The organism is Pseudomonas sp. LJDD11, assembly GCF_024584215.1.
In the GTDB taxonomy this organism is placed as follows: domain Bacteria; phylum Pseudomonadota; class Gammaproteobacteria; order Pseudomonadales; family Pseudomonadaceae; genus Aquipseudomonas.
Genome location: NZ_JANJFL010000009.1, coordinates 99,813 through 122,361 on the forward strand (window position 1 = coordinate 99,813; position 22,549 = coordinate 122,361).

Annotated in this window: 17 protein-coding genes and 1 pseudogene; 4 read left to right on the plus strand and 14 right to left on the minus strand. The window is 61.7% G+C overall.

The features are described 5' to 3' along the window. Positions 1-9: 9 nt before the first annotated feature. Positions 10-2,826, minus strand: coding sequence for a DUF2339 domain-containing protein (locus NRB16_RS12955; RefSeq protein WP_257106278.1), 2,817 nt, complete (start codon positions 2,824-2,826; stop codon positions 10-12). Positions 2,827-2,959: 133 nt separating this feature from the next. Next, entirely contained in the window at positions 2,960-5,410 is a 2,451-nt protein-coding gene (locus NRB16_RS12960; protein WP_045486423.1) for a glycogen/starch/alpha-glucan phosphorylase, read from the minus strand. Positions 5,411-5,810: 400 nt separating this feature from the next. Here NRB16_RS12960 and pip point away from each other — a divergent pair, with 400 nt between their 5' ends. The 4 genes from pip (at position 5,811) to mdoH (ending at position 12,032) form a co-directional block, all read left to right on the plus strand. Next, positions 5,811-6,782, plus strand: a complete 972-nt coding sequence (gene pip, locus NRB16_RS12965) for a prolyl aminopeptidase (RefSeq protein WP_253140261.1) — start codon at positions 5,811-5,813, stop codon at positions 6,780-6,782. A gap of 61 nt (positions 6,783-6,843) precedes the next feature. Beyond that, on the plus strand, positions 6,844-7,281 hold the full coding sequence (gene dtd, locus NRB16_RS12970) for a D-aminoacyl-tRNA deacylase (protein WP_045486432.1): 438 nt from the start codon (positions 6,844-6,846) through the stop codon (positions 7,279-7,281). Between the two features lie 259 nt (positions 7,282-7,540). Continuing rightward, complete coding sequence (locus NRB16_RS12975; RefSeq protein ID WP_269451205.1) at positions 7,541-9,457, plus strand: glucan biosynthesis protein G; 1,917 nt, start codon at positions 7,541-7,543, stop codon at positions 9,455-9,457. Then, positions 9,450-12,032: a glucans biosynthesis glucosyltransferase MdoH gene (gene mdoH, locus NRB16_RS12980; RefSeq protein ID WP_045486435.1), complete on the plus strand. Its 2,583-nt coding sequence runs from the start codon at positions 9,450-9,452 to the stop codon at positions 12,030-12,032. Before NRB16_RS12975 ends, mdoH begins: the two co-directional genes overlap by 8 nt. A 317-nt stretch (positions 12,033-12,349) precedes the next feature. Here mdoH and NRB16_RS29690 read toward each other — a convergent pair whose 3' ends face one another. The 12 genes and pseudogenes from NRB16_RS29690 to ubiE all read right to left on the minus strand — a co-directional run bounded on the left by NRB16_RS29690 (position 12,350) and on the right by ubiE (position 22,543). Further along, positions 12,350-13,222 (minus strand): methyl-accepting chemotaxis protein, encoded by an 873-nt coding sequence (locus NRB16_RS29690; protein ID WP_373568464.1) that lies wholly within the window; start codon positions 13,220-13,222, stop codon positions 12,350-12,352. Beyond that, positions 13,208-14,290 (minus strand): annotated as a pseudogene (locus tag NRB16_RS29695) (methyl-accepting chemotaxis protein); the annotation flags it as partial. The pseudogene NRB16_RS29695 and the gene NRB16_RS29690, both read right to left, overlap by 15 nt. 153 nt (positions 14,291-14,443) lie before the next feature. Next, complete coding sequence (locus NRB16_RS12990) at positions 14,444-16,279, minus strand: methyl-accepting chemotaxis protein (RefSeq protein ID WP_373568465.1); 1,836 nt, start codon at positions 16,277-16,279, stop codon at positions 14,444-14,446. Between the two features lie 183 nt (positions 16,280-16,462). After that, entirely contained in the window at positions 16,463-17,170 is a 708-nt protein-coding gene (locus tag NRB16_RS12995; RefSeq protein WP_257106281.1) for a 16S rRNA (uracil(1498)-N(3))-methyltransferase, read from the minus strand. Continuing rightward, complete coding sequence (gene tatC, locus NRB16_RS13000; RefSeq protein WP_045486444.1) at positions 17,167-17,952, minus strand: twin-arginine translocase subunit TatC; 786 nt, start codon at positions 17,950-17,952, stop codon at positions 17,167-17,169. The genes NRB16_RS12995 and tatC overlap by 4 nt, the downstream gene beginning before the upstream one ends. Then, a complete protein-coding gene (tatB, locus tag NRB16_RS13005) occupies positions 17,949-18,410 on the minus strand; it encodes a Sec-independent protein translocase protein TatB (RefSeq protein ID WP_257106282.1) in 462 nt (153 codons plus the stop codon). Before tatB ends, tatC begins: the two co-directional genes overlap by 4 nt. A 3-nt stretch (positions 18,411-18,413) precedes the next feature. Beyond that, positions 18,414-18,692 (minus strand): twin-arginine translocase TatA/TatE family subunit, encoded by a 279-nt coding sequence (locus NRB16_RS13010; protein ID WP_045486450.1) that lies wholly within the window; start codon positions 18,690-18,692, stop codon positions 18,414-18,416. A gap of 40 nt (positions 18,693-18,732) precedes the next feature. Continuing rightward, positions 18,733-19,065, minus strand: coding sequence for a phosphoribosyl-ATP diphosphatase (locus tag NRB16_RS13015; RefSeq protein WP_045486453.1), 333 nt, complete (start codon positions 19,063-19,065; stop codon positions 18,733-18,735). Between the two features lie 2 nt (positions 19,066-19,067). Then, a complete protein-coding gene (gene hisI, locus NRB16_RS13020; RefSeq protein ID WP_257106283.1) occupies positions 19,068-19,460 on the minus strand; it encodes a phosphoribosyl-AMP cyclohydrolase in 393 nt (130 codons plus the stop codon). A 67-nt stretch (positions 19,461-19,527) separates the two neighbouring features. Continuing rightward, positions 19,528-21,147, minus strand: coding sequence for a ubiquinone biosynthesis regulatory protein kinase UbiB (gene ubiB / locus NRB16_RS13025; RefSeq protein ID WP_045486459.1), 1,620 nt, complete (start codon positions 21,145-21,147; stop codon positions 19,528-19,530). Further along, positions 21,144-21,773 (minus strand): SCP2 domain-containing protein, encoded by a 630-nt coding sequence (locus tag NRB16_RS13030; RefSeq protein WP_257106284.1) that lies wholly within the window; start codon positions 21,771-21,773, stop codon positions 21,144-21,146. The genes ubiB and NRB16_RS13030 overlap by 4 nt, the downstream gene beginning before the upstream one ends. Next, positions 21,773-22,543 carry a bifunctional demethylmenaquinone methyltransferase/2-methoxy-6-polyprenyl-1,4-benzoquinol methylase UbiE gene (ubiE, locus tag NRB16_RS13035; RefSeq protein WP_045486465.1) on the minus strand — a complete coding sequence of 257 codons (771 nt, stop codon included), beginning with the start codon at positions 22,541-22,543 and terminating at the stop codon, positions 21,773-21,775. Before ubiE ends, NRB16_RS13030 begins: the two co-directional genes overlap by 1 nt. Between the last annotated feature and the right edge of the window lie 6 nt (positions 22,544-22,549).

The following is a 22,549-nucleotide window of genomic DNA, read 5'->3' on the forward strand; positions in this document are numbered from 1 at the left end:
CAGTGTTCCTCACGGTTTTGCCGGGTCTTGCAGGGGGTGATGACCGGGCTCGTCGCCGATTTTTATGACAGAAGATTTCGGCGGTAGTGGTGCGAAATATCCCACTACCAATAGCAATATGCCAACACCTATGAACGAAACAATCCGCTCCAGCGAGCCGCGATCGCTCAGTTCGACAAAGAATAGCTTGATCACCACCAGGCCAATCAGCGCTGCGCCGGCCAGCCATACCTCGCGGCGTGCCTTGAGGTGTCCGCCGATCATCAAGGCCAGGGCCATCAGGGTCCAGACGATCGACAGGCCTGCCTGCACACGCATGGAATCCAGCAAGGCAGCGGTATCCCAGGCCACATCGCTCCAGTGGTGGCCGGTGCGCATCACCATCGCCGTGAGCAGGGCGAATAACGAGCTGCCAGCGACCAGTGCTGCCAATTGGCTCGACCTGGCCGGGGCGATGCCAAACGCCGGCAGGTGTCTGTGCAGCCACAGCACGATGCCGCCGCAGGCCAGTAACAGACCGATCTCCAGCGGGTTGAGTAGCGGAATGTATGGCAGGGGCGCGGCGCTGCCATCACTGAGCGCATTGGCCAGCCAGAACCACAGCAGCATCAGCGCTGCCAATGGCGCGCCAGCCCATTGACGGTAGGCGCGCGGCCGCTCGGCCACAGGCCACGGCCAGTTGCGCTGCGCCGCCATGGCCCAGAGATACAGGCTCGGCAACAGCGCCCAGCCCAGCCAGCGCCAGGCATTGCGTTGCTCGGCCAGTTGCAGCAGCAGGTAGCGCAGTTCCATGGCCAATACGCCCAATATCACCCAACAGCCCAAGGCATGGGCGCCATCCTGTACCCAGTCGGGCAACTGGTCGGCCAGACGACGCAGGCTCAGCAGGTGCACGGCAATGACCGCGAGCCAGGCGAACCAGCCACCATGGTCGGCCGGATGGTAGTCATTGGCCAACGCGCCGAGCAGCAACAGGGCGCTGACCGGCATCAAGGCGCAGCACAGCAAGGCCAGCCCCGGCCAGCGCAGGCGGGCAGACACTAGCGTCCAGAGCAGCACGCTGACGGCTGCGGCCAGCAGCAGCCAGGTCAGTTGCCAGGTTTGGGGGGCAAAACGCAGCACCGCCGTGCCCAGTGAACACGCCCACCAAGCGCCGCTCCAGGTCAGCAATACAATGCCCAGGGTCAGCGGGTCGATCCGCAACGCAGTGCGCAGATGCCAGGCGCACCAGGCACTGCTCAAGCCGGCCAGGGCGAGCAGCATCGGGGTCCAGAAATCCAGGCTGGCCGCCGCTTGCAGCAGGTAGCTGTCACTGAGTTGGGCGCTGAACACCAGGCCGGCGGCCAGTTGCAGCAACAAACCAAAGCCGCGGGCCAGCAACCGCTGCTGGCGCAGGCCCAGCCAGAATACTGCCGCGCCTTCGATTGCCCAGGCGGCGGTCGTCCATTGCGCATCCAGGCCCAGCGGGATCGTCAGCGTGGCAAACACCACGCCCAGGGCCAGGCAGGCTTCCAGCAACAACCGGGTTTGCCCGGTGGCGCGACTGGCCAGCAGGCGGGCGATGCCCATGTACACCAGACCCAGCACCAGCGCGCTGAAGGCTGCGCCGAACTGCAGGTGTTCAACGATTGCGTATTGCAGGCCAAAGCCGACCAGCGGTGTGCCGAACAGCAGGCTGCCATCGACGTAGTCACTTTGCCGGGCAGCCCAGCGCAGCTGTGCTGCGGGGCTGTCATGCGCAGTTGGCTGCGGCGCTTGTAACAGTTTGCGTCGGGCAAATAGCAAGCCGATGGCCAGGTACATCAAGAAGAACAGCACCAGGAACGGCTCGGTGCTCCAGAACAGGGCAGGGGTGTATGTGTTGAGCCCCCAGGCAAATCCGATGCCGAAGGTGCCGATGAAGCCGATCAGGTTCAGCAGTCGCCAGGCCTTGAACCAGGCAATGGCAAAAATACCGGTATTGAGCAGGGCAAAGTAACTGAACAGCGCCACATGGCTGCCTTGCCCGGTTGATGCCAGCAAGGGCGCGGCAAAACCGCCGAGGGTTGCGGCGCAGGCCAGCGCCAGCGAGTCCTGGGCCACCGCCAGAATCGCCGAGCAGGCCATGATGATTACCAGCAGGGCGAACCCCAGGGTCGGGTCCAGCAGCGGATGCAGTTTCATTGCTGCGAACACCGTCAGGTACAACACGGCGACCCCGGTGCCTTGCAGCATCAGGGCAAATCCCGGATTACGGCCGCGCAGCCACCAGCCCAGGCCCAGCAAGGCCAGGGCGCTGGCCGCGACCCCGGCATAGCGCGCCTCGATCGGCACCACCATGCCTTCGGTGGCATAGCGCAACAGAAAGGCCAGGCCAAGAAACAACAGCACCACCCCGACCCGCAACACGGTATTGCCGCCAAGCAGCCAGTCGCGCGCTGCGCCCAAAGCCCGTTCGAACAGGTTTGGAGCATGCTGGCCAGGCTGCCAGGCATCGGCTTGCGGGGTGTTTTGCACCGCCATGGGCGGCAGCTCCCAGACCAGTTCGGGTTCTGGATGGAGTTCGGCTTGTGGCGGCGGGCTCGGAACAGAGGCGGCAGCAGCCAGGCCGCTAAGGCCGGCAGGCGCGGTCTGCTCCAGCCGCTGCTGCAGCGTTTGCAGGTCCTTTTGCACCGTATTGAGCAGCTGGGCCTGGGCATCGGTCTGCCGGCCCAGTTCACGCAAGCGCAAACCTTGCCAGACCAGCCAACCAAGCAGTGCACCGAAGGCCGTGCCGGCTTCAGAGTCTGGATAACTGAGGAGGTAGCCCAGCGCCGCTGCGCCGAAGACCAGAACGAACCATGGCACGTGATGACATCCTTTTCGGCCGGTTTAACAGCAACAAGGGTAAGTATATTGGCCGGTTGGACACATCAAGAAAGGAAAAATTTCGGGGGGCGCTGCAAGTGGCCGTGGGGGCGGGCGCCCCCACGGCAAACGGTCAGTCCAGTGCCTTCCAGATCTCGGTGGCGTATTCACGAATGGTCCGGTCCGAAGAGAACCAGCCCATGCGTGCGGTGTTGAGCACCGCCGAGCGCCACCACTTCTTCGAGTCGTGCCAGGTTTCTTCGACCTTGAGTTGAGCATTCCAGTAAGAGTCGAAGTCGGCGCAGACCAGGAAGCGGTCATAGGCCAGCAGTTGATCGACCAGGCCGACGTAGCGGTTCGGGTCATCGGGTGAGAAGACTCCGCCGCGAATCGCTTGCAGCACATCACCCAGGCGTGGCGAGGCTGTCACGTCAGGATGGGCACTGAAGTCGCCGCTGCGCTTGCGTGATTCAACCTGCTGCGAACTCATGCCGAAAATGAACATGTGCTCCAGGCCGACCTGTTCGCTCATCTCCACGTTGGCGCCGTCCAGGGTGCCGATGGTCAGTGCGCCGTTGAGGCCGAATTTCATGTTGCTGGTGCCCGAAGCTTCCAGGCCGGCGGTGGAGATTTGCTCCGACAGGTCGGCCGCCGGGATGATGCTTTCGGCCAGGCTGACGTTGTAGTTGGGCAGGAACACCACCTTGAGCAGACCGCGCACGGTCGGGTCGTTGTTCACAGTACGGGCGATGTCGTTGGTCAGCTTGATGATCAGCTTGGCCGAGTGATAGCTGGCCGCTGCCTTGCCGGCGAAGATCTTTACCCGCGGTACCCAGTCAGTACCGGGTTCGGCGCGGATTGCCTGGTACAGCGCCACGGTGTGGAACAGGTTGAGCAATTGGCGCTTGTACTCGTGGATCCGTTTGACCTGAACGTCGAACATCGCCGCCGGGTTGACGGCAATGCCCAGCCGATCCTGGATGATCGCCGCCAGGGCGCGTTTGTTATGCAGGCGCTGGTCAGCGAACTGCTTGCGCAGCGAGCTTTTCTCGGCAAACGGCTCAAGGTCGATCAGCCGGGTTTCAGCGTTGTCCAGCACGTCCTCGCCCAGGGTCTCGACCAGAATCCGGGTCAGGCGTGGGTTGGACTGGAACAGCCAGCGGCGGAAGGTGATGCCGTTGGTTTTGTTGTTGATGCGCTCGGGGTACAGCTTGTGCAAGTCGGCGAACACGGTTTTGCGCATCAATTGGGTGTGCAACGCCGAAACGCCGTTGATGCTGTGCGAGCCGAGGAACGCCAGGTTGCCCATGCGTACCCGGCGGCCATTGTCTTCTTCGATCAACGAGACGGCGCGCAGCACGTCGAAATCATGGATGCCTTTGGCGCGCAGGTCGTCGATGTGCTGGGCGTTGATCAGGTAGATGATCTGCATGTGGCGCGGCAGCATGCGCTCCATCAGGCCTACTGACCAGGTTTCCAGTGCTTCAGGCAGCAAGGTGTGGTTGGTGTAGGACAGGGTGTTGACGGTGATCTTCCAGGCCTGGTCCCAGGCGATGCCGTGGGTGTCGATCAACTGGCGCATCAGCTCGGCCACCGCGATGGACGGGTGGGTGTCGTTCATCTGGATCGACGCATGATCGGCCAGGTCGGTCAGCGTGGCGTGCATGTTCAGGTGGCGGCGCAGCAGGTCTTGCAGCGACGCCGAAACGAAGAAGTACTCCTGACGCAGGCGCAATTCCTGGCCCGCTTCAGTGGCATCGTTCGGGTACAGCACGCGGGAAATACTCTCGGCACGCACCACCTCGGCTACCGCGCCAAAGTGATCGCCGGCATTGAAACGCTCCAGGTGCAGGTCTTCCATGGCCCGGGCGCGCCACAGGCGCAAGGTGTTGACGCTGGCGCCGCGCCAGCCGACCACCGGGGTGTCGTAGGCAATCGCGCGCACGGTTTCGCCGGGCCGCCAGACCTGATGGGTTTCACCATCCTCGCCCGGTACGGTTTCGACGTAGCCGCCGAAGCCGACAGGGTAGACCACTTCAGGGCGCTCGAACTCCCAGGGGTTACCGAAGTCCAGCCAGTTTTCGGTCTGCTCCTGTTGCCAGCCATCGACCACGGCCTGACGGAACAGGCCGTGTTCGTAGCGGATGCCGTAGCCATGCCCGGCAATGCCGAGGGTCGACATGCTCTCCATGAAGCAGGCGGCCAGACGGCCCAGGCCGCCATTGCCCAGCGCGGCATCCGGTTCGAGCAGACGAATACGCTCGATGTCCACACCCAGCTCGGTCAGCGCCTCGCGGGCCACTTCCAGCAGACCCAGATTGCTCAGGCTGTCGTAAAGCAGGCGGCCGATCAGGAACTCCAGCGACAGGTAATACACCCGTTTCTGAACCTTGCGGTAGATCTGCCGGGTATGGTCCATCCAGTGTTCGACCATATGGTCGCGGGCAGCCAGGGCTACCGCTTCGAACCAGTCATGCTCAAACGCATGGTCAGGGTCCTTGCCCACTGCATAGGTGAGTTTGGCGAGAACAGCGGCGCGGAATGCGGCCACTTCAGCGTCGCGAACAAGTGGTTCCTGAGACATCTTTACGACCTCAAGCTATCAGACGAGTGAAGGTTCAACGGCCCCGCTAAGAACGGCCTGCGTTGCCATCGCTGCGTTAAAAACAGGCTCACACTGCTCATTTACACCCCGTAAACTCCGCTTGCTCGCCTGTTTTTGCCTTGCGCTGGCTGTCTCGCTCACGTTTTTAGAGGCGCCCTCAAGTTATTTGACTGTAGGCGTGTCGCCGGTTATTTCCTGAAAAAATCGCAATCAATAAAAAACCGCATGGGGTCTCTGACCGGAGCTGCGCGCTCTGGTTCGCACGCTTGGCGTTCAGAAACGGACGATCATCAACGTGCAGCATGCTGATGACTCGTTTCGGGTTTATGATGACCTCGGCAGTATTGATGACGCCCTCGAACCGGAACATGGAGCCGCTATGCAGACTTTGTACCCACAGATCAAACCTTACGCCCGGCATGATCTGGCCGTGGAAGATCCGCATGTGCTCTATGTCGATGAAAGTGGTTCGCCCGAGGGGCTGCCGGTGGTGTTCATTCATGGCGGGCCGGGGGCTGGCTGCGATGCGGCAAGCCGCTGTTATTTCGACCCGACCCTGTACCGCATTATCACTTTTGACCAGCGCGGCTGTGGCCGCTCGACGCCGCACGCGAGCCTGGAAAACAACACCACCGCGCATCTGATCGAAGACCTGGAGCGCATTCGCCTGCATTTGGGTATCGAAAAATGGGTGCTGTTCGGCGGCTCATGGGGCTCGACCCTGGCCCTGGCCTATGCCCAGGCGCACCCCGAAAGCGTGCACGCGTTGATCCTGCGTGGCATATTTTTGTGCCGCCCGCAGGAGATTCAGTGGTTTTACCAGTCCGGTGCCAGCCGGCTGTTCCCCGACTACTGGCAGGATTACCTGGCCCCGATCCCGGTCGAAGAGCGGCATGACCTGTTGGGCGCCTATTACAAACGCCTGACCGGCAGCGACCAGATCGCCCAGATGCACGCGGCCAAGGCCTGGTCTGGCTGGGAAGGACGCACCGCCACCTTGCGGCCCAATCCGCAGGTGGTCGAGCGCTTCTGCGAGCCGCAGCGGGCGCTGTCGATTGCCCGCATCGAGTCGCACTATTTCGTTAACAATGCGTTTCTGGAAGACAACCAGTTGCTGCGCGACATGCACAAGATTGCCCATCTGCCGGGGATCATCATTCATGGCCGCTACGATGTGATTTGTCCGCTGGACAACGCCTGGGACCTGCATCAGGCCTGGCCGGGCAGTGAACTGCAAATCATCCGCGAGGCCGGCCACGCCGCCGCCGAGCCGGGTATCACTGATGCACTGGTACGGGCCGCGGCGCAGATCGCCCGCCAGTTGCTGGATCTGGCGCCTGAAGAGGCCTGATCTGTCTGGCCGGCCCGGTGTCTGCGGCTCGGCCATCCTCTCTCTGTGTTAAGGATGCTTGATGAAAGGCTTGCTACAGCGCGTGCGTGGCGCGCGTGTTGAAGTAGAGGGTGAAGTGGTCGGGGCTATCGACCAGGGCCTGCTGGTTCTGGTGGGGGTAGAGCCGCAAGACACGCCGGCCAGTGCCGACAAGATGCTCCACAAGCTGCTGAACTACCGGGTATTCAGCGATGCCGACGGCAAGATGAACCTGTCTCTGCGCGACGTGCAGGGCGGTCTGTTGCTGGTTTCCCAGTTCACTCTGGCGGCTGATACCCGCAGCGGTTTGCGTCCGGGTTTCTCCAAAGCAGCGCCGCCGGCTCTCGGGGCCGAACTTTTCGACTATCTTCTGCAACAGGCAAAAACGGTTCATCCAAGAGTCGAGTCCGGGCGTTTCGGAGCTGACATGCAAGTTCACCTGACCAACGACGGTCCTGTGACTTTCCTGTTCGAGACCTGAAAAAAGCGCTCAAACGCTGCGTCCTGTATCGATTGGGTAACCAGGCAATAAAAACTTTGTCACACCTGATGCGTTGTGGCGCGCGCTACAGGATAATCGCGCGCTAAATGGCCATCATTGGTGGCCTGTCGGACGGTCGGGCAAATAAACCTTCGGCAGCGATTTGGGGAATCATTGGCCCCTTTCGCAGTCGGAACAATGCTCGCCAACCGGCACTGGATAGCTGGCCGTTGGTTTTTTCATCTGTTTTCGGCGAGGGTTGCTCGTGATCGTTAGTCCCTGTAATGCTCCAAAAAAACCTGTAACGCGGCTGCGTGGCGCGTTGATGGCTGGCACTGCCATGCTTTGCCTGCTTGGCTCAGGCCAGCTATGGGCATTCAATCTTGATGATGTGGCGGTAAAGGCCAAGGAATTGGCCGGGCAGAAGTTTGAAGCTCCGAAGAGCAACCTGCCGGGCGAGTTCCGTGAGATGAAATTCGCGGACTACCAGAAAATCCGTTTCCGCGAAGACAAGGCCGAGTGGGCGGGCGAAAAGATTCCGTTCAAGCTGTCGTTCTATCATCAGGGCATGCATTTCGACACGCCGGTGAAGATCAACGAAGTCACCGCTACCACGGTCGAGGAGATCAAGTACGATCCTTCGCGGTTCGATTTCGGCGAACTGAAGTTCGACCCCAAGGCGACCGAGAAACTCGGCTACGCCGGTTTTCGCGTGCTGTATCCGATCAACAAGGATGACAAGCTCGACGAAATCATGACCATGCTGGGCGCCAGCTACTTCCGCGTGATCGGCAAGGACCAGGTCTATGGCCTGTCGGCCCGTGGTCTGGCCATCGATACTGCCGTATCGTCCGGCGAAGAATTCCCTCGCTTCAAGGAATACTGGATCGAAAAACCCGGTGCAGACGACAACCACCTGGTGATCTACGCGCTGCTCGACTCGCCGCGTGCCACCGGTGCCTATCAGTTCATCCTGCGTCCTGGCAGCGGCAGCCGCGTCGACGTCCGCTCGCGGGTGTTCCTGCGCGACAAGGTCACCAAGCTTGGTGTGGCGCCGTTGACCAGCATGTTCCTGTTCGGCACCCATCAGCCGCCGCGCATGTCCAACTACCGTCGTGAGCTGCACGACTCCAGCGGTCTGTCGATCCAGGCAGCCAATGGTGAGTGGGTATGGCGTCCGTTGAATAACCCCAAACACCTCGCTGTGAGCAGTTTCTCGGTGGAAAACCCGCGTGGTTTCGGCCTGCTGCAACGCGGTCGTGACTTCAGCCAGTACGAAGACCTCGACGATCGCTACGACAAGCGTCCAAGTGCCTGGATCGAGCCGCGTGGCGACTGGGGCAAGGGCGTGGTCGAGCTGATCGAGATCCCGACTGCCGACGAGACCAACGACAACATTGTGGCGTTCTGGAAGCCTGACACTTTGCCGGCTCCGGGTGAGCCGATGGAGTTCAACTACCGGATCCACTGGACCAAGGATGAAAACGCCATCCACTCGCCAGATCTGGGCTGGGTCAAGCAGACCCTGCGTTCTCTGGGTGATGTGCGTCAGGCCAACCTGATTCGCCAGCCTGACGGCAGCATTGCCTTCCAGGTCGACTTTGTCGGTCCTGTATTGGCTGCGCAGCCAGAAGACAAGACCATTCGCAGCCAGGTGACCACCGATGAAAACACCGAGCTGGTCGAAAACACCCTGCGTTACAACCCGGTCACCAAAGGCTACCGCCTGAGCCTGAGGATCAAGGTCAAGGACGCCAGCCGTCCGGTCGAGATGCGTGCCTACCTGCTGCGTGAAGTTCCAGCAGAGCCAGGCAAGGAGCCAGCGGTGCTGGTGGCCAATGAAGAGAAGAAGGCTGCTGCCAAGTCGCCTGCCAAAGACGCGGTCAAAGACGACAAAGCGGTGGTCAAGGCTGAAGCGGTCAAAGCGGCCGAAGTCGCCAAGGCCGATGCAGGCAAACCTGAAGCGGCCAAGCCTGAAGCAGGCAAGGCCGAGGCCGCCAAGCCTGAGGCTGGCAAGCCTGAAGTGGCCAAGGCTGAAGCAGGTAAAGATGCCGATGCCACCAACAAAGACGCCCAGCAGCCTGCTGCCGAGGCTGCGCCCACCCTTCCAGAACCGGCCAAGACTCTGCAAGTCCTGACCGAGACCTGGAGCTACCAGTTGCCTAGCGATGAGTAATTCCGTTCCAGTGCCAGAGTCGCTCAACGAGTACCTGGCACACCTGCCAATGAGTGACGAGCAGCGCGCCGAACTGGCCGGCTGCACGTCTTTCTCCGAACTGCACCGGCGCCTGTCGGCGCAGCCTGGCAGTGCATCCGACGAGGCCGCCCAGGCCTCGGTGGGCACCCGCCTGGCGTTGTCGACTGCTGACGAACTGCGCGAAGCCGAACTGCTCGATGTCGATGCCAACGGCCGGATCCGCCTCAAGGTGGCGCCGCCGATCAAGCGTACCCGGGTCGTGCCGGAGCCATGGCGCACCAATATTCTGGTGCGTGGCTGGCGGCGGCTGACTGGCAAGACCAATCCGCCCAAGCCGGACTACAGCGATCTGCCGCGGGACTTGCCCAAGTCGCGCTGGCGTACCGTAGGCTCGATTCGTCGCTATATCCTGCTGCTGCTGATGCTCGGCCAGACCGCCGTGGCGGGCTGGTACATGAAGGGCATCCTGCCGTACCAGGGCTGGTCACTGGTGTCGCTGGACGAGATCACCCGCCAGACCTTCGTGCAGACCGCCATGCAGGTGCTGCCGTATGCCTTGCAGACCACCATCCTGCTGATGTTCGGCATTCTGTTCTGCTGGGTGTCGGCCGGTTTCTGGACCGCTCTGATGGGCTTTCTGGAACTGCTGACCGGGCGCGACAAGTACCGGATCTCCGGAGCCAGTGCGGGTAACGAGCCGATTGAACCCGGTGCCCGCACCGCGCTGGTGATGCCGATCTGTAACGAAGACGTACCACGGGTGTTTGCCGGCCTGCGTGCGACCTTCGAGTCGGTGGCTGCCACCGGCGACCTGGATCGCTTCGATTTCTTCGTCCTCAGCGATACCAACGACACCGACATCGCCGTGGCCGAGCAACAGGCCTGGCTTGACGTGTGCCGCGAAACCAATGGCTTCGGCAAGATCTTCTATCGCCGTCGCCGTCGCCGCGTGAAACGCAAGAGCGGTAACCTGGACGACTTCTGCCGCCGTTGGGGCAGCGACTACCGCTACATGGTAGTGCTCGACGCCGACAGCGTGATGAGTGGCGAGTGTCTGACCAGCCTGGTGCGCCTGATGGAAGCCACGCCGGACGCCGGGATTATCCAGACCGCGCCGAAGGCGTCGGGCATGGACACGCTGTACGCGCGTCTGCAACAGTTCGCCACCCGCGTCTACGGCCCGCTGTTCACCGCCGGCCTGCACTTCTGGCAACTGGGTGAATCCCATTACTGGGGACACAATGCGATCATTCGCATGAAGCCGTTCATCGAGCACTGCGCCCTGGCGCCATTGCCCGGTAAAGGTGCGTTCGCCGGTGCGATTCTGTCCCATGACTTCGTTGAAGCAGCGCTGATGCGCCGTGCCGGCTGGGGCGTGTGGATTGCCTATGACCTGCCGGGCAGCTACGAAGAATTGCCGCCCAACCTGCTCGACGAGCTCAAGCGTGATCGACGCTGGTGTCACGGCAACCTGATGAACTTCCGCCTGTTTCTGGTCAAGGGGATGCACCCGGTCCACCGTGCGGTGTTCCTCACCGGGGTGATGTCGTACCTGTCAGCGCCGTTGTGGTTTCTGTTTCTGGTGCTGTCCACCGCGCTGCTGGCGGTCAACACCCTGATGGAGCCGACCTACTTCCTGGAGCCGCGCCAGCTGTACCCGTTGTGGCCACAGTGGCACCCGGAAAAAGCCATCGCCCTGTTCTCGACGACCATTGTGCTGTTGTTCCTGCCCAAGCTGCTCAGTGTGATCCTGATCTGGGCTCAGGGCGCCAAGTCGTTCGGTGGCAAGTTCAAGGTCACGGTGTCGATGTTCGTCGAGATGCTGTTCTCGATGCTGCTGGCACCGGTGCGCATGCTGTTTCATACCCGTTTCGTACTGGCCGCGTTCCTCGGCTGGGCAGCGACCTGGAACTCACCGCAGCGTGACGACGACTCCACACCATGGTCCGAGGCCATCAAGCGTCACGGTCCGCAGACCCTGTTGGGGGTGTTGTGGACCGCTCTGGTGGCCTGGCTGAACCCGAGCTTTCTGTGGTGGCTGGCGCCTATCGTGGTGTCGCTTATGCTGTCGATTCCCGTCTCGGTGATTTCCAGCCGTACCGGCCTGGGCCTGAAGGCGCGTGACGAGAAGCTGTTCCTGATTCCTGAGGAGTACGACACGCCACAGGAACTGATCTCCACTGATCAGTACACCCACGAGAACCGCTGGCATGCCCTTAATGACGGCTTCGTTCGGGCCGTGGTCGATCCGCAGCAGAACGCCCTGGCCTGTGCCATGGCCACCTCACGACACCGTGAGGCTGCGCCTATCGAGGCCTTGCGCGTCGAGCGGGTGGAGCAGGCGTTGCAGGCCGGGCCAGAGAAGCTTGGTAATCATGAGCGGTTGATGCTGCTCAGTGACCCGGTCGCTCTGTCGCGCCTGCACGAGCAAGTGTGGAGCCAGCGTCATCCTGAGTGGCTGGCGGCCTGGCACGCGTCCATCGACGCCGACCCGCATGCGCCGTTGTTGCCGTTGCAACCGGTCAGGCCTGAACCGGTACCGGTGCCGGCCTGATGCGCGAGGCCGCACATTTGCTGTGAATGTAATGCCGCCTTCACGAGCAAGCTCGTTCCCACTGTATTTCAGATCAGGATTGGGTGGGAGCGACCTTGGTCGCGAAGACGGCGGCAAAGTCGCAGCAGATGCTGTGACTTTACCGGCTTCTTCGCGGGCAGAGCCCCCTCCCACTGGGTCCGCAGTGCTTATCTGAACAGTATTGCGGCTAAAGCGGATCGTCGTTCGGCCGCTCCTACCGGGTATCCCTTCCCGATCAATGGTTTGTGATCTTGTTTGATAAGGACGTCAGTCGCCTGCCGGCCAGCCTCGCATAATCAAACCTTGAAACGGCTCACCAGTTCCTTGAGCCGGGTGCCCAGCCGCGCCAGTTCAATGCTCGAGGAGGCCGTCTGTTCGCTGGCCGTGGCGGTCTGCTCCGAGATCTCGCGCACATTAACCACGCTGCGGTTGATCTGTTCGGCCACTGCACTCTGCTGCTCACTGGCGGTGGCGATCTGGCGGTTCATGTCCTGGATGCCGGTGACGGTGCGGGTGATTTGCTCAAGCGCAGCGCCCGCCCGGCGGCTCAGTTCGACGCTTTGCTCGGTCAGGCTGCGGCTGTTGTCCAGGGTGCTGACCACCTGCTGCGTGCCGCTTTGCAGGGCGGCGATCAACTCTTCGATTTCTTCGGTGGACTGTTGGGTGCGTTGCGCCAGGCTTCGAACTTCGTCGGCCACCACAGCAAACCCGCGTCCTGCTTCGCCGGCACGAGCGGCCTCGATAGCGGCGTTGAGGGCGAGCAGGTTGGTCTGCTGTGACACCGACTTGATCACATCCAGAACGCCAGCAATCTTGTCACTCTCCTGGCGCAGGCGATTCATTGCCTGGGTGGAGTTGAGCATTTCCTGGGACAGCTGCTCTATCTGGCCGATGGCTTCGCCCACCACCCGATCGCCATCGCGGGCTTGCTGGTCAGCCTGAACCGCCGCGTTCGAGGCCTGTTGGGCGCTGCTGGCCACTTCCAGTACGGTGGCGGCCATCTGGTTGATGGCGGTAGCGACCTGGTCGGTTTCGGTCTTCTGGCTGTTGACCCCGGCGCTGGTCTGCTCAGTGACTGCCGACAGTTGCTCGGCGGCGCTGGACAGTTGGTTGACGCCATCGCCGATGCCGCTGAGCAGCCCGCGCAGGTTCTCGGTCATGTCTTGCATGCTGCGTTGCAACTGGCCCAGCTCATCATTGCGCTCAACGATCAGATTGCGGCTCAGGTCACCCTGGGCGATACGCCCGGCGGCCGCCAGGGTCTGGCGCAACGGCACGATGATCTGCCGGGTCATCACCCAGGCTGCCAGCAATCCCATACCCATTGCCAGCACGGCGACCCCGGTAAGAGCGGTGCGCGAGCGGCTGGCCTGATCATCGCGCTGTGCGCCTTGCTGGCTGATGAGCTCGGCCACCGATTCGAGCATCTGGTCGCCGAGGCTTTCCATGGCCTCCTGACTTTGCTCGACCCCCGCCTGCGCATCGCGAAAACGCCCCAATTGTTCCTTGTACTGTTGCAGCGCTTCTGCAGCTGGCTTGAGCGCTTGCAGATTGTCGTCGGCTTGCTCGCGGGCAATCTCCTGGACCTCCTTGAGCGCTTCGTCGATGGCCATTACGGCGGCGTGTTCATCTTCCTGTTTGGCGCTGAAGGTGTAGGCCTGGACCTGAAAGCGGGCCAGCTGGATCTGCTGCTTGAGCTGCGCCAGGTTGGTGAACTCCTCCAGACGCTCGGCGTTGTCCTGTTCCTGGCTCAGTGACTTGAGCACCTCGGTTTCCACCTGGCCAACAGCGGTGACGGCCTGCGCCGACTGCTGCACCAGCTTCTGGCTGGTCTGGTCGCGCATCTGACGTTGCAGGCTCAGTTCGGCGAAGGTCTTCTCCAGGCTGGCGATGATCCGGCTTTGTGCCGTCAGCAGGTCAAGACTCTGCGGGCTTTCGACCTCCTTGCGCAGCACGCCCAGATGGCTTTCCAGTTCGTTGAGGCGGTTCTCAACGCGAGCGGCGCTCTGTGGGGTGCTTTCTTCACGGAAGATGATCCGCTCGGCACGCAGGTCCTTGGTCAGGTTGCTGAGCTGGCCGATGGACGAGATCGCCTCGGACCGTTCGATCATGTTGTCCAGGCCATGCCAGCCGGTGAGGGTGATGGCCAGGGTCAAGGCCAGGACCAGGCCGAAACCCAGGGTGAGTTTGACTCTGACGCTCAGGTTGTCGAGCGTGCGGTTGATCAATGCAAACATCGGGAAGCTCCTGCGCTATTGAGTGCGTCATGAGCGCATCGGCAGGAGTCGGGGAGAGTCGACCTGAACCGGTCGTAGGACATTTCTGAACGGTTGCAGAGGGTGATGCAGTTATCACAAGCGCGGCCTGCCGCGCTTGTGATACGGGGCACGTCAGACGATAAAGCGGCTGACCAGAGTCTGCAGATGGTTGCCCAGACGGGCCAGTTCGACGCTGGAAGCGGCGGTTTCTTCGCTGGCGGCCGAGGTCTGCTGGGAAATATCGCTGACGTTGATCACGCTGCGATTGATCTCATCGGCGGTGGCGCTCTGCTGTTCTGCGGCGGCGGCGATCTGCTGGTTCATCGACTGGATGGCCGAGACCGTACGGGTGATGCTTTCCAGCGAAACCCCTGCGCGGCGGGTCAGCTCCACGCTGCTGCCGGTCAGGCTCAGACCGCTGTCGATGATGCTCGACACCTGCGCAGTACCGTTTTGCAGGCTGGCAATCAGCGCTTCAATTTCTTCGGTGGACTTCTGGGTGCGTTGCGCCAGGCTGCGCACCTCATCGGCCACCACGGCAAAGCCGCGCCCGGCCTCGCCCGCCCGCGCCGCTTCAATGGCGGCGTTGAGGGCCAGCAGGTTGGTTTGTTCGGCCACCGACTTGATCACGTCCAGCACGCTGCCGATCTTGTCGCTTTCCTGCTTGAGGTCACTCATCGCCTGAGTCGAGTTGCCCATGGCCGAGGCCAGGCGTTCGATTTGTTGAATCGCCTCGTTGACCACCTTGTCGCCTTCGCGTGCCTGCAGGTCGGCGGCCTTGGCCGCTTCGGAGGCTTCTTCGGCGTTGCGTGCCACTTCCTGTACCGTCGCGGTCATCTCGTGCATGGCCGTTGCCACCTGGTCGGTTTCGACCTTCTGGCTGTTGACCCCGGCGCTGGTCTGCTCGGTCACTGCGGACAGCTCTTCGGCGGCGCTGGCAATCTGGGTCACACCGTCACGGATACCGCCGACCAGATCACGCAGGTTGAGGGTCATGCGCTGGATACTGGCTTGCAGTTTGCCGAGTTCGTCGCCACGATCGATTTTCAGGTCATGGCTCAGATCGCCGGAGGCGACACGCTCGACCACCTTGAGAGTGTCCTCAAGTGGTTTGGTGATTTGCCGGGTGATGATCCAGGCGGCCAGAATGCTGAGCAGCACCGCCACCAGAGTTGCCAGGCTGATCGTCACCAGCGCCTTTTGACTTTCCGCATCGCGGTTGGCTTTCTGGTTCTGAATCAGTTCATCACTGGTTTTGACCAGCGTCTCGCCCAGTGGCGTCATCCGCTCAAGCGCTGCGTTGGCTGCGCCATGTGCATCGCGGTACTGACCGACAGCGGCGCGGTAGCCTTTGAGGCCTTCCTGTGCCGCTTGCAGGGTGGGCAGGAACGATGCAGGAATGTCGCCAGCCAGGCTATTGATACCGACCATGGCCTCATCAATGGCCGCGTTGGCGTTCTTTTCGAATTCGGCCCGTCCGCTATAGGTATAACCACGTACTTGGAAACGCGCCTGCTGCAGCAGTTTGCTGACCCCGACGATATTGTTGAAGGCCAGAATATCGTTGCCCTTGAGTAGCTCGGCTTCGAGTTTGCCAATTTCGGCCACGGCTTTATCGGCACTGTCGCCCATCAAACTACGCGTACCTTCACGGGTCGTAATGGCACGGCTCATGTCTGTGAACGCTTGGCGATAATCACTGGCGGCCTTGATCTGGGTCTCCAGGCGGCGGTGATTTTCTGGCGTTCTGATCATGCTCTTGGCGGCCAGCAATCCTGCATCGAGTCGGTCCAGAGCATCGATGACATTTTTCGCCGCTTCAGGGCTGACCCTGGCTTCATACTGCTGACGCAGAATGCGCAGTTCGAGGGTCTGCTGGTTGACGTCATTGATTGCGGCAACCCGATCGCTGCGGGCGATCAGGGACTGGATGCTGCTCCAGCCGACGCTGCTGATTGCCAGTGCCATCAATACAACCAGACTAAACCCTATAGTCAGCTTCAGGCGAACACTGGCGTTAGCGAGACTTTCAGTAAACCAGCGAGGCATGGCGGCTCCTTGTAGGATGTATCAACGCGAAACGTCCTACTGCATCGGCCTGTGTTGTTAAAACTGAAGCGTTCAGTCAGCAAAATGACAGTTGGCAGCGTCTTAAAACAGACGCGCCAGCAATGCCGTCACGGCGGTCTCGACGCGCAGGATGCGCTCGCCCAGTTGCACCGGTTGCAGGCCGGCCTTGCCCAGCAGTTCGACTTCGTAAGGAATCCAGCCGCCTTCGGGGCCTATAGCCAGTGTGACCGGCCCGCTCACAGCCCGCGGGCAGGCGGGGAAGTCACCGGGGTGACCGGTCAGGCCCAGGGTGTCTTGCGCAATCGCGGGCAGGCGGTCTTCGACAAACGGCTTGAAGCGCTTTTCGATCAACACCTCAGGCAGAACGCTGTCGCGGGCCTGTTCCAGGCCGAGAATCAGATTCTCGCGGATGCTCGCCGGTTGCAGGAACGGTGTCTGCCAGAAACTCTTCTCTACCCGGTAGCTGTTGACCAGAATCAGCCGTGGCACACCCATGGTGGCCATGGTCTGGAACACCCGACGGAGCATTTTCGGTCGTGGCACGGCCAGTATCAGGGTCAACGGCAGCTTGGCCGGTGGTGCGCTGTGCAGGCTCACCTGCAGCTCGGCTTCACGCGGCTCCAGGCGCAGCACCTCGGCCTGGCCCAGCAGGCCGTCAATGCGGCCGACCCGCAGGGTGTCGCCGACCTCGACGCGCTGCACCTCCTGCATATGCCGCAGGCGGCGATCACGCAGGATCACCCGGTCGGCCGCGATAAAGTCGGCCTCCTCAAGCAACAGCAGGTTCACGACAGCGGTGCTGGCGGCTGATCGGGCTTGGGATCCTCAGGGTGTTCGCCGCGCTTGCTGATCATGCCGCTGCACAGCACGCCGAGCTCGAACAGCAGCCACATCGGCACGGCCAGCAAGGTCTGGGAGAAGATGTCCGGTGGGGTCAGGATCATGCCGACCACGAAGCAGCCGATGATCACGTACGGGCGAATCTTCTTCAGGTACGCCACATCGACCACGCCAATCCACACCAGCAGCACTACGGCCACCGGAATCTCGAAGGCCACGCCGAAGGCGAAGAACAGGGTCATGACAAAATCCAGATAACTGGCGATGTCAGTCATCATCGACACGCCTTCAGGTGTCACGCTGGCGAAGAAGTGGAAAATCAGCGGGAACACCAGGAAGTAGGCGAACGCCATGCCGGCATAGAACAGGATAATGCTGGAAACCAGCAGCGGAACCGCAATGCGCTTTTCATGCTTGTACAGGCCCGGCGCAATGAAGCCCCACACCTGATGCAGGATGATCGGCATCGAGGCGAACAGGGCAACCATCATGGTCAGCTTGAACGGCGTCAGGAACGGCGAGGCCACATCAGTGGCAATCATCGTCGCGCCTTCGGGCAAGTAGGCGCGCAGCGGGGCCGAAACCAGGGTGTAGATCTTCTGGGCGAAATAGAACAGGCAGGCGAACACCAGAAACACGGCCGCCACGCAACGCAGCAGGCGGGTCCGCAGTTCGGTCAGGTGCGAGACCAGCGGCATCGGCTGGTCGTTTTCCGGGATTTCAGCGCTCATGGGGCTCGCGGCGGCAATGACGAATCAGAAGGGCTGGCCGGTTGGGCGACGGGCACGGCAGTGACCAGCGGTTTTGGCTGTTTTTCCAGGCTCAGACGCGGCTTTTCCGGGGTGTTGGCCACGGCCGGCTGCGGTTGTGGTTCAGGTTGCAGCTCGATGGGCTGCGGGTCCGGTTCGGCGGCCGAGGCATCACGGTTCAGAACCTCTTCCTGCAATGGCGAGAAGATCTTGCGGGCCTCTTCTTCCAGCGACAGGATGTGCTCGTTATGCAGTTGTCGACGGATTTCGTCGGCACCGATCTCGCGCTCCACTTCCTGCTTGATGGCGTTGAAGCTGCGCCGCAGGCGCCCGATCCATAGGCCGGCGGTGCGTGCGGCACCTGGCAGACGCTCGGGGCCGAGCACCAGCAGGGCAACCAGGCCGACCAGCAGCAGTTCGGAAAAGCTGATACCGAACATGAATCAGACCTGGTCCTTGCGCTGCGGCTCTGGAACCCTTTGGGCCTGGGCATCAATGGTGTGCGGCTGGGTCGGCTGAGCCGGTTGTGGCGCGGCCTGAGACTGCTGCGGCTGAGCCGTTGCATCGGGTGCAGCCTGTTTTTCGTCGTCGTTCATGGCTTTGCGAAAGCCCTTGATCGATTCGCCGACGTCAGTGCCGAGGTTTTTCAGCTTCTTGGTGCCGAACACCAGGACGACGACGATCAGAATGACGAGCCAGTGTTTCCAGTCAAAAATACCCATTACAGCAATCCTCTTGAAGTTTCAGGCGTGCGCCCAGGCCTTAACCTTGCGTGCGCGCAGCTTTTTCCGCGTGGCCGGACAGCCCGAAACGGCGATCCAGTTCGTCGAGCACGGCCTGCGGATGCTGACCCAGGGCCGCCAGCATGACCATGCTGTGGAACCACAGATCGGCGGTTTCATAAATGACATCGCTGCAGTCACCGCTGACAGCGGCGTCCTTGGCAGCGATGATGGTTTCGACCGACTCTTCGCCGACTTTCTCCAGGATCTTGTTCAGACCCTTGTGATACAGGCTGGCGACATAGGAGCTGTCAGCAGCCGCGCCTTTGCGCGACTCCAGTACTTCGGCCAGACGGGCCAGGGTGTCGGTCATGTTCAGTGTCCTGAGTGGTAGATGGCGTCCGGGTCCTTGAGGACCGGATCGACGGTCTTCCAGTTGCCGTTTTCGAACACGCGGTAGAAGCAGCTTTGCCGGCCAGTGTGGCAGGCAATGCCGCCCAGTTGCTCGACCATCAGGATAATGACGTCGGCATCGCAGTCCAGACGCAGCTCGTGCAACTTCTGCACATGGCCCGATTCCTCGCCCTTGCGCCACAGTTTGCCACGCGAACGTGACCAGTATATGGCACGGTTTTCGGCGGCCGTCAGCGCCAGCGATTCGCGGTTCATCCAGGCCATCATCAATACCCGACCGGTCTTGTGGTCCTGAGCGATTGCAGGCACCAGACCGTCGCTGTTCCAGTGAATCTCGTCCAGCCAGTCTTTCATAACTTCTCCGCTGCCGGGGGTCGCTGCCCGGCGGATTGAACAGTGTGCCAGCGCCACGCGCTGCTGGCTATCGACGAACGATCAGATACAGTCCTGCGGCCAGCATGATGCCTGCCGGTATGCCGGTCAGCCCCGGCAGCGCAGTCCCCGCGGCGGTCAGCGCCCAACTCTGGATCGCACCGCCGGTCAGCAGTGCCGCGCCGAGCAGGCGCAGGGCACGGCTGTCGCCGCGCTCACGGCCCGGTGGCGGTGGATCGTTGGCATGCGGCCTGGACAGGCGCTCCAGCAGGTCGCGGGTCATGCCGGCGATGTGTGGCAACTGCTCGACCTGCGATTGCAGGTTGCCCAACAGGGTTTTGGGGCTGACCCGCTCGCGCATCCAGCGCTCAAGGAACGGCTGGGCAGTGCTCCACAGGTCCAGGTCCGGGTACAGCTGGCGACCCAGGCCTTCGATGTTCAACAGGGTTTTCTGCAGCAGCACCAGTTGCGGCTGCACTTCCATGTTGAAGCGCCGTGCGGTCTGGAACAGACGCATCAGCACCTGACCGAACGAGATGTCCTTGAGCGGTTTTTCGAAGATCGGTTCGCAAACGGTACGGATCGCGGCCTCGAATTCATTGAGTTTGGTCTCTGCCGGTACCCAGCCTGAATCGATGTGCAGTTGTGCGACGCGGCGATAGTCGCGCTTGAAGAAGGCGAACAGGTTGCGCGCCAGATAGTCCTGGTCTTCCGGGGTCAGGCTGCCGACGATGCCGCAGTCGATGGCGATGTATTGCGGGCTCCAGGGGGTGACGGTGCTGACGAAGATATTGCCGGGATGCATGTCGGCATGGAAGAAACTGTCGCGGAATACCTGAGTGAAGAAGATCTCCACGCCGCGTTCGGCGAGCATCTTCATGTCGGTGCGCTGATCGGCCAGGGTCGCCAGGTCGGTGACCTGAATGCCGTAGATGCGCTCCATCACCAGTACTTTCGGGCGGCACCAGTCCCAGTACACCTGCGGCACATAAAGCAGTTGCGAGCCTTCGAAGTTGCGCCGCAACTGACTGGCGTTGGCCGCTTCGCGTAGCAGGTCGAGTTCGTCGTAAATGGTTTTTTCGTAATCGTTGACCACTTGCACCGGGTGCAGCAGGCGCGCGTCGGCCGATACCCGTTCGGCAACACGGGCGAGCAGGAACAGCCAGGCCATGTCTTGGGTGATGACCGGCTTCAGGCCCGGGCGCACGACCTTGACCACCACTTCTTCGCCACTTTTCAGGCGTGCAGCATGCACCTGGGCGACCGAGGCCGAGGCCAGCGGTTCGACATCGAAGCGGCTGAACACTTCGCTGATCCGCGCGCCGAGTTGCTCTTCGATGAGCTGGACCGACAGCTTCGGGTCGAACGGCGGGACCCGGTCCTGAAGCAGCATCAGTTCGTCGGCAATGTCTTCGGGCAGCAGGTCGCGGCGGGTCGAGAGCAGCTGGCCGAACTTGATGAAAATCGGCCCGAGATCCTGCAGGGCAAGGCGCAGACGTTCGCCCCGGCTCAAGGGCGAGGGTTTGCGCGGCAACCAGCGCCATGGCAGGACGAAGCGTACTGCCAGCAGCCACCAGGGCAGCGGCAGGCCAAACAACAGGTCATCGAGGCGGTAGCGGATTACGACACGCTGGATGCGCAACAGGCGGCGGACGGCAAGCAACTTCATGCGTTATCGCTATCGCTGGGGGTCAATGATTGAGAGAGACGGGCTACCCGTACTTCAAGACGTTCCAGATCAAGCTTGATCCGGTCCAGTTCATTGAAGTGCGCTTCGGCTTCATGCTTGCCGACCAGGGTACGTGATTCTTCACTCAGGTAATCGGCCAGATTCTGGCCCAGGCTTGCCAGGCTACTGCGGGTCCAGCGGGCGCGGCTGCGCAGCTGGCTGCCCAGTACCTGGCTGGCGACCGGTCCGAGCCAGCGTGACAGCTCGTACTCCCAGTCCAGTTCCAGGTCCTGAAGAATGCCGGCCAGCTCCAGCAGGATGCCGCTGTCGCCATCAAGCTCGACATTCGGGCCATGCAGCACGGCGCTCTTGTCCTGGCTCAAGGCCAGGTGCAACAGGCTCGCGGCCGGGGCGCGCAAGGTGCAGTCGGCGGGCGCCGCCCATTGCGAGGCCAGCAGCAAACCTTGGTCGCTTGGCAGAATGAACAGTTGCAGCGCCGGGTCGCGGCAGTCCACGGCAATCACCGTGCCGCTCAGCGCACCCAGGCGTGGCAACGCGGTGCTGTCCATGCGCAGCACCCGGTTGATGCCGTGTTCGGCACTGGCCAGCAAGCCTCGCAGCAGCATCAGGGCTTGATGCCCCGGTGCAGGGCAACGACCCCGGAAGTCATGTTGTGATAGGTCACGCGGTCGAAACCGGCGTCGACCATCATCGACTTGAGGGTTTCCTGATCGGGGTGCATGCGGATCGACTCGGCCAGATAGCGGTAGCTTTCCGAATCATTGGTCACCAGCTTGCCCATCACCGGCATGAACGCGAAGGAATAGGCGTCGTAGGCCTTGGACATCAGCTTGTTGGTCGGTTTGGAGAACTCCAGGACCAACAGACGACCGCCAGGTTTGAGCACGCGCAGCATTGAACGCAGTGCATCTTCCTTGCGGGTCACGTTGCGCAGGCCGAAGGCAATGGTCACGCAATCGAAGTGATTATCCGGAAACGGCAGCTTCTCGGCGTCAGCCTGGACGAACTCGATATTGCCCGACACGCCTTTGTCCAGCAGGCGATCACGGCCTACCTTGAGCATCGAGGCATTGATGTCGGCCAGCACCACCTGACCGGTGGGGCCGACCAGCTGCGAGAACTTGCGCGCCAGATCGCCGGTACCGCCGGCGATATCCAGCACCCGGTTGCCCGGACGCACACCGGACAGCTCGATGGTGAAGCGCTTCCACAGCCTGTGCATGCCGCCGGACAGCAGGTCGTTCATCAGGTCGTACTTGGCGGCCACCGAGTGGAAAACCTCAGCGACTTTTTCAGCCTTCTGGCTTTGCGGCACGTTCTGGTAGCCGAAATGGGTGGTGGGTTCGGCATCGCTGTCTTTGCGCTGATCGGTCATATCGCT

Coding starts and splice junctions, on each gene's coding strand:
- tatB (WP_257106282.1), bottom strand. CDS start 18,410: ATGTTCGGTATCAGCTTTTCCGAACTGCTGCTGGTCGGCCTGGTTGCC.
- ubiB (WP_045486459.1), bottom strand. CDS start 21,147: ATGAAGTTGCTTGCCGTCCGCCGCCTGTTGCGCATCCAGCGTGTCGTA.
- mdoH (WP_045486435.1), top strand. CDS start 9,450: ATGAGTAATTCCGTTCCAGTGCCAGAGTCGCTCAACGAGTACCTGGCA.
- NRB16_RS13010 (WP_045486450.1), bottom strand. CDS start 18,692: ATGGGTATTTTTGACTGGAAACACTGGCTCGTCATTCTGATCGTCGTC.
- NRB16_RS29690 (WP_373568464.1), bottom strand. CDS start 13,222: ATGCAAGACATGACCGAGAACCTGCGCGGGCTGCTCAGCGGCATCGGC.
- dtd (WP_045486432.1), top strand. CDS start 6,844: ATGAAAGGCTTGCTACAGCGCGTGCGTGGCGCGCGTGTTGAAGTAGAG.
- ubiE (WP_045486465.1), bottom strand. CDS start 22,543: ATGACCGATCAGCGCAAAGACAGCGATGCCGAACCCACCACCCATTTC.
- NRB16_RS12990 (WP_373568465.1), bottom strand. CDS start 16,279: ATGGCACTGGCAATCAGCAGCGTCGGCTGGAGCAGCATCCAGTCCCTG.
- tatC (WP_045486444.1), bottom strand. CDS start 17,952: ATGAGCGCTGAAATCCCGGAAAACGACCAGCCGATGCCGCTGGTCTCG.
- NRB16_RS13030 (WP_257106284.1), bottom strand. CDS start 21,773: ATGCTGCTGCGAGGCTTGCTGGCCAGTGCCGAACACGGCATCAACCGG.
- hisI (WP_257106283.1), bottom strand. CDS start 19,460: ATGAAAGACTGGCTGGACGAGATTCACTGGAACAGCGACGGTCTGGTG.
- NRB16_RS13015 (WP_045486453.1), bottom strand. CDS start 19,065: ATGACCGACACCCTGGCCCGTCTGGCCGAAGTACTGGAGTCGCGCAAA.
- pip (WP_253140261.1), top strand. CDS start 5,811: ATGCAGACTTTGTACCCACAGATCAAACCTTACGCCCGGCATGATCTG.
- NRB16_RS12960 (WP_045486423.1), bottom strand. CDS start 5,410: ATGTCTCAGGAACCACTTGTTCGCGACGCTGAAGTGGCCGCATTCCGC.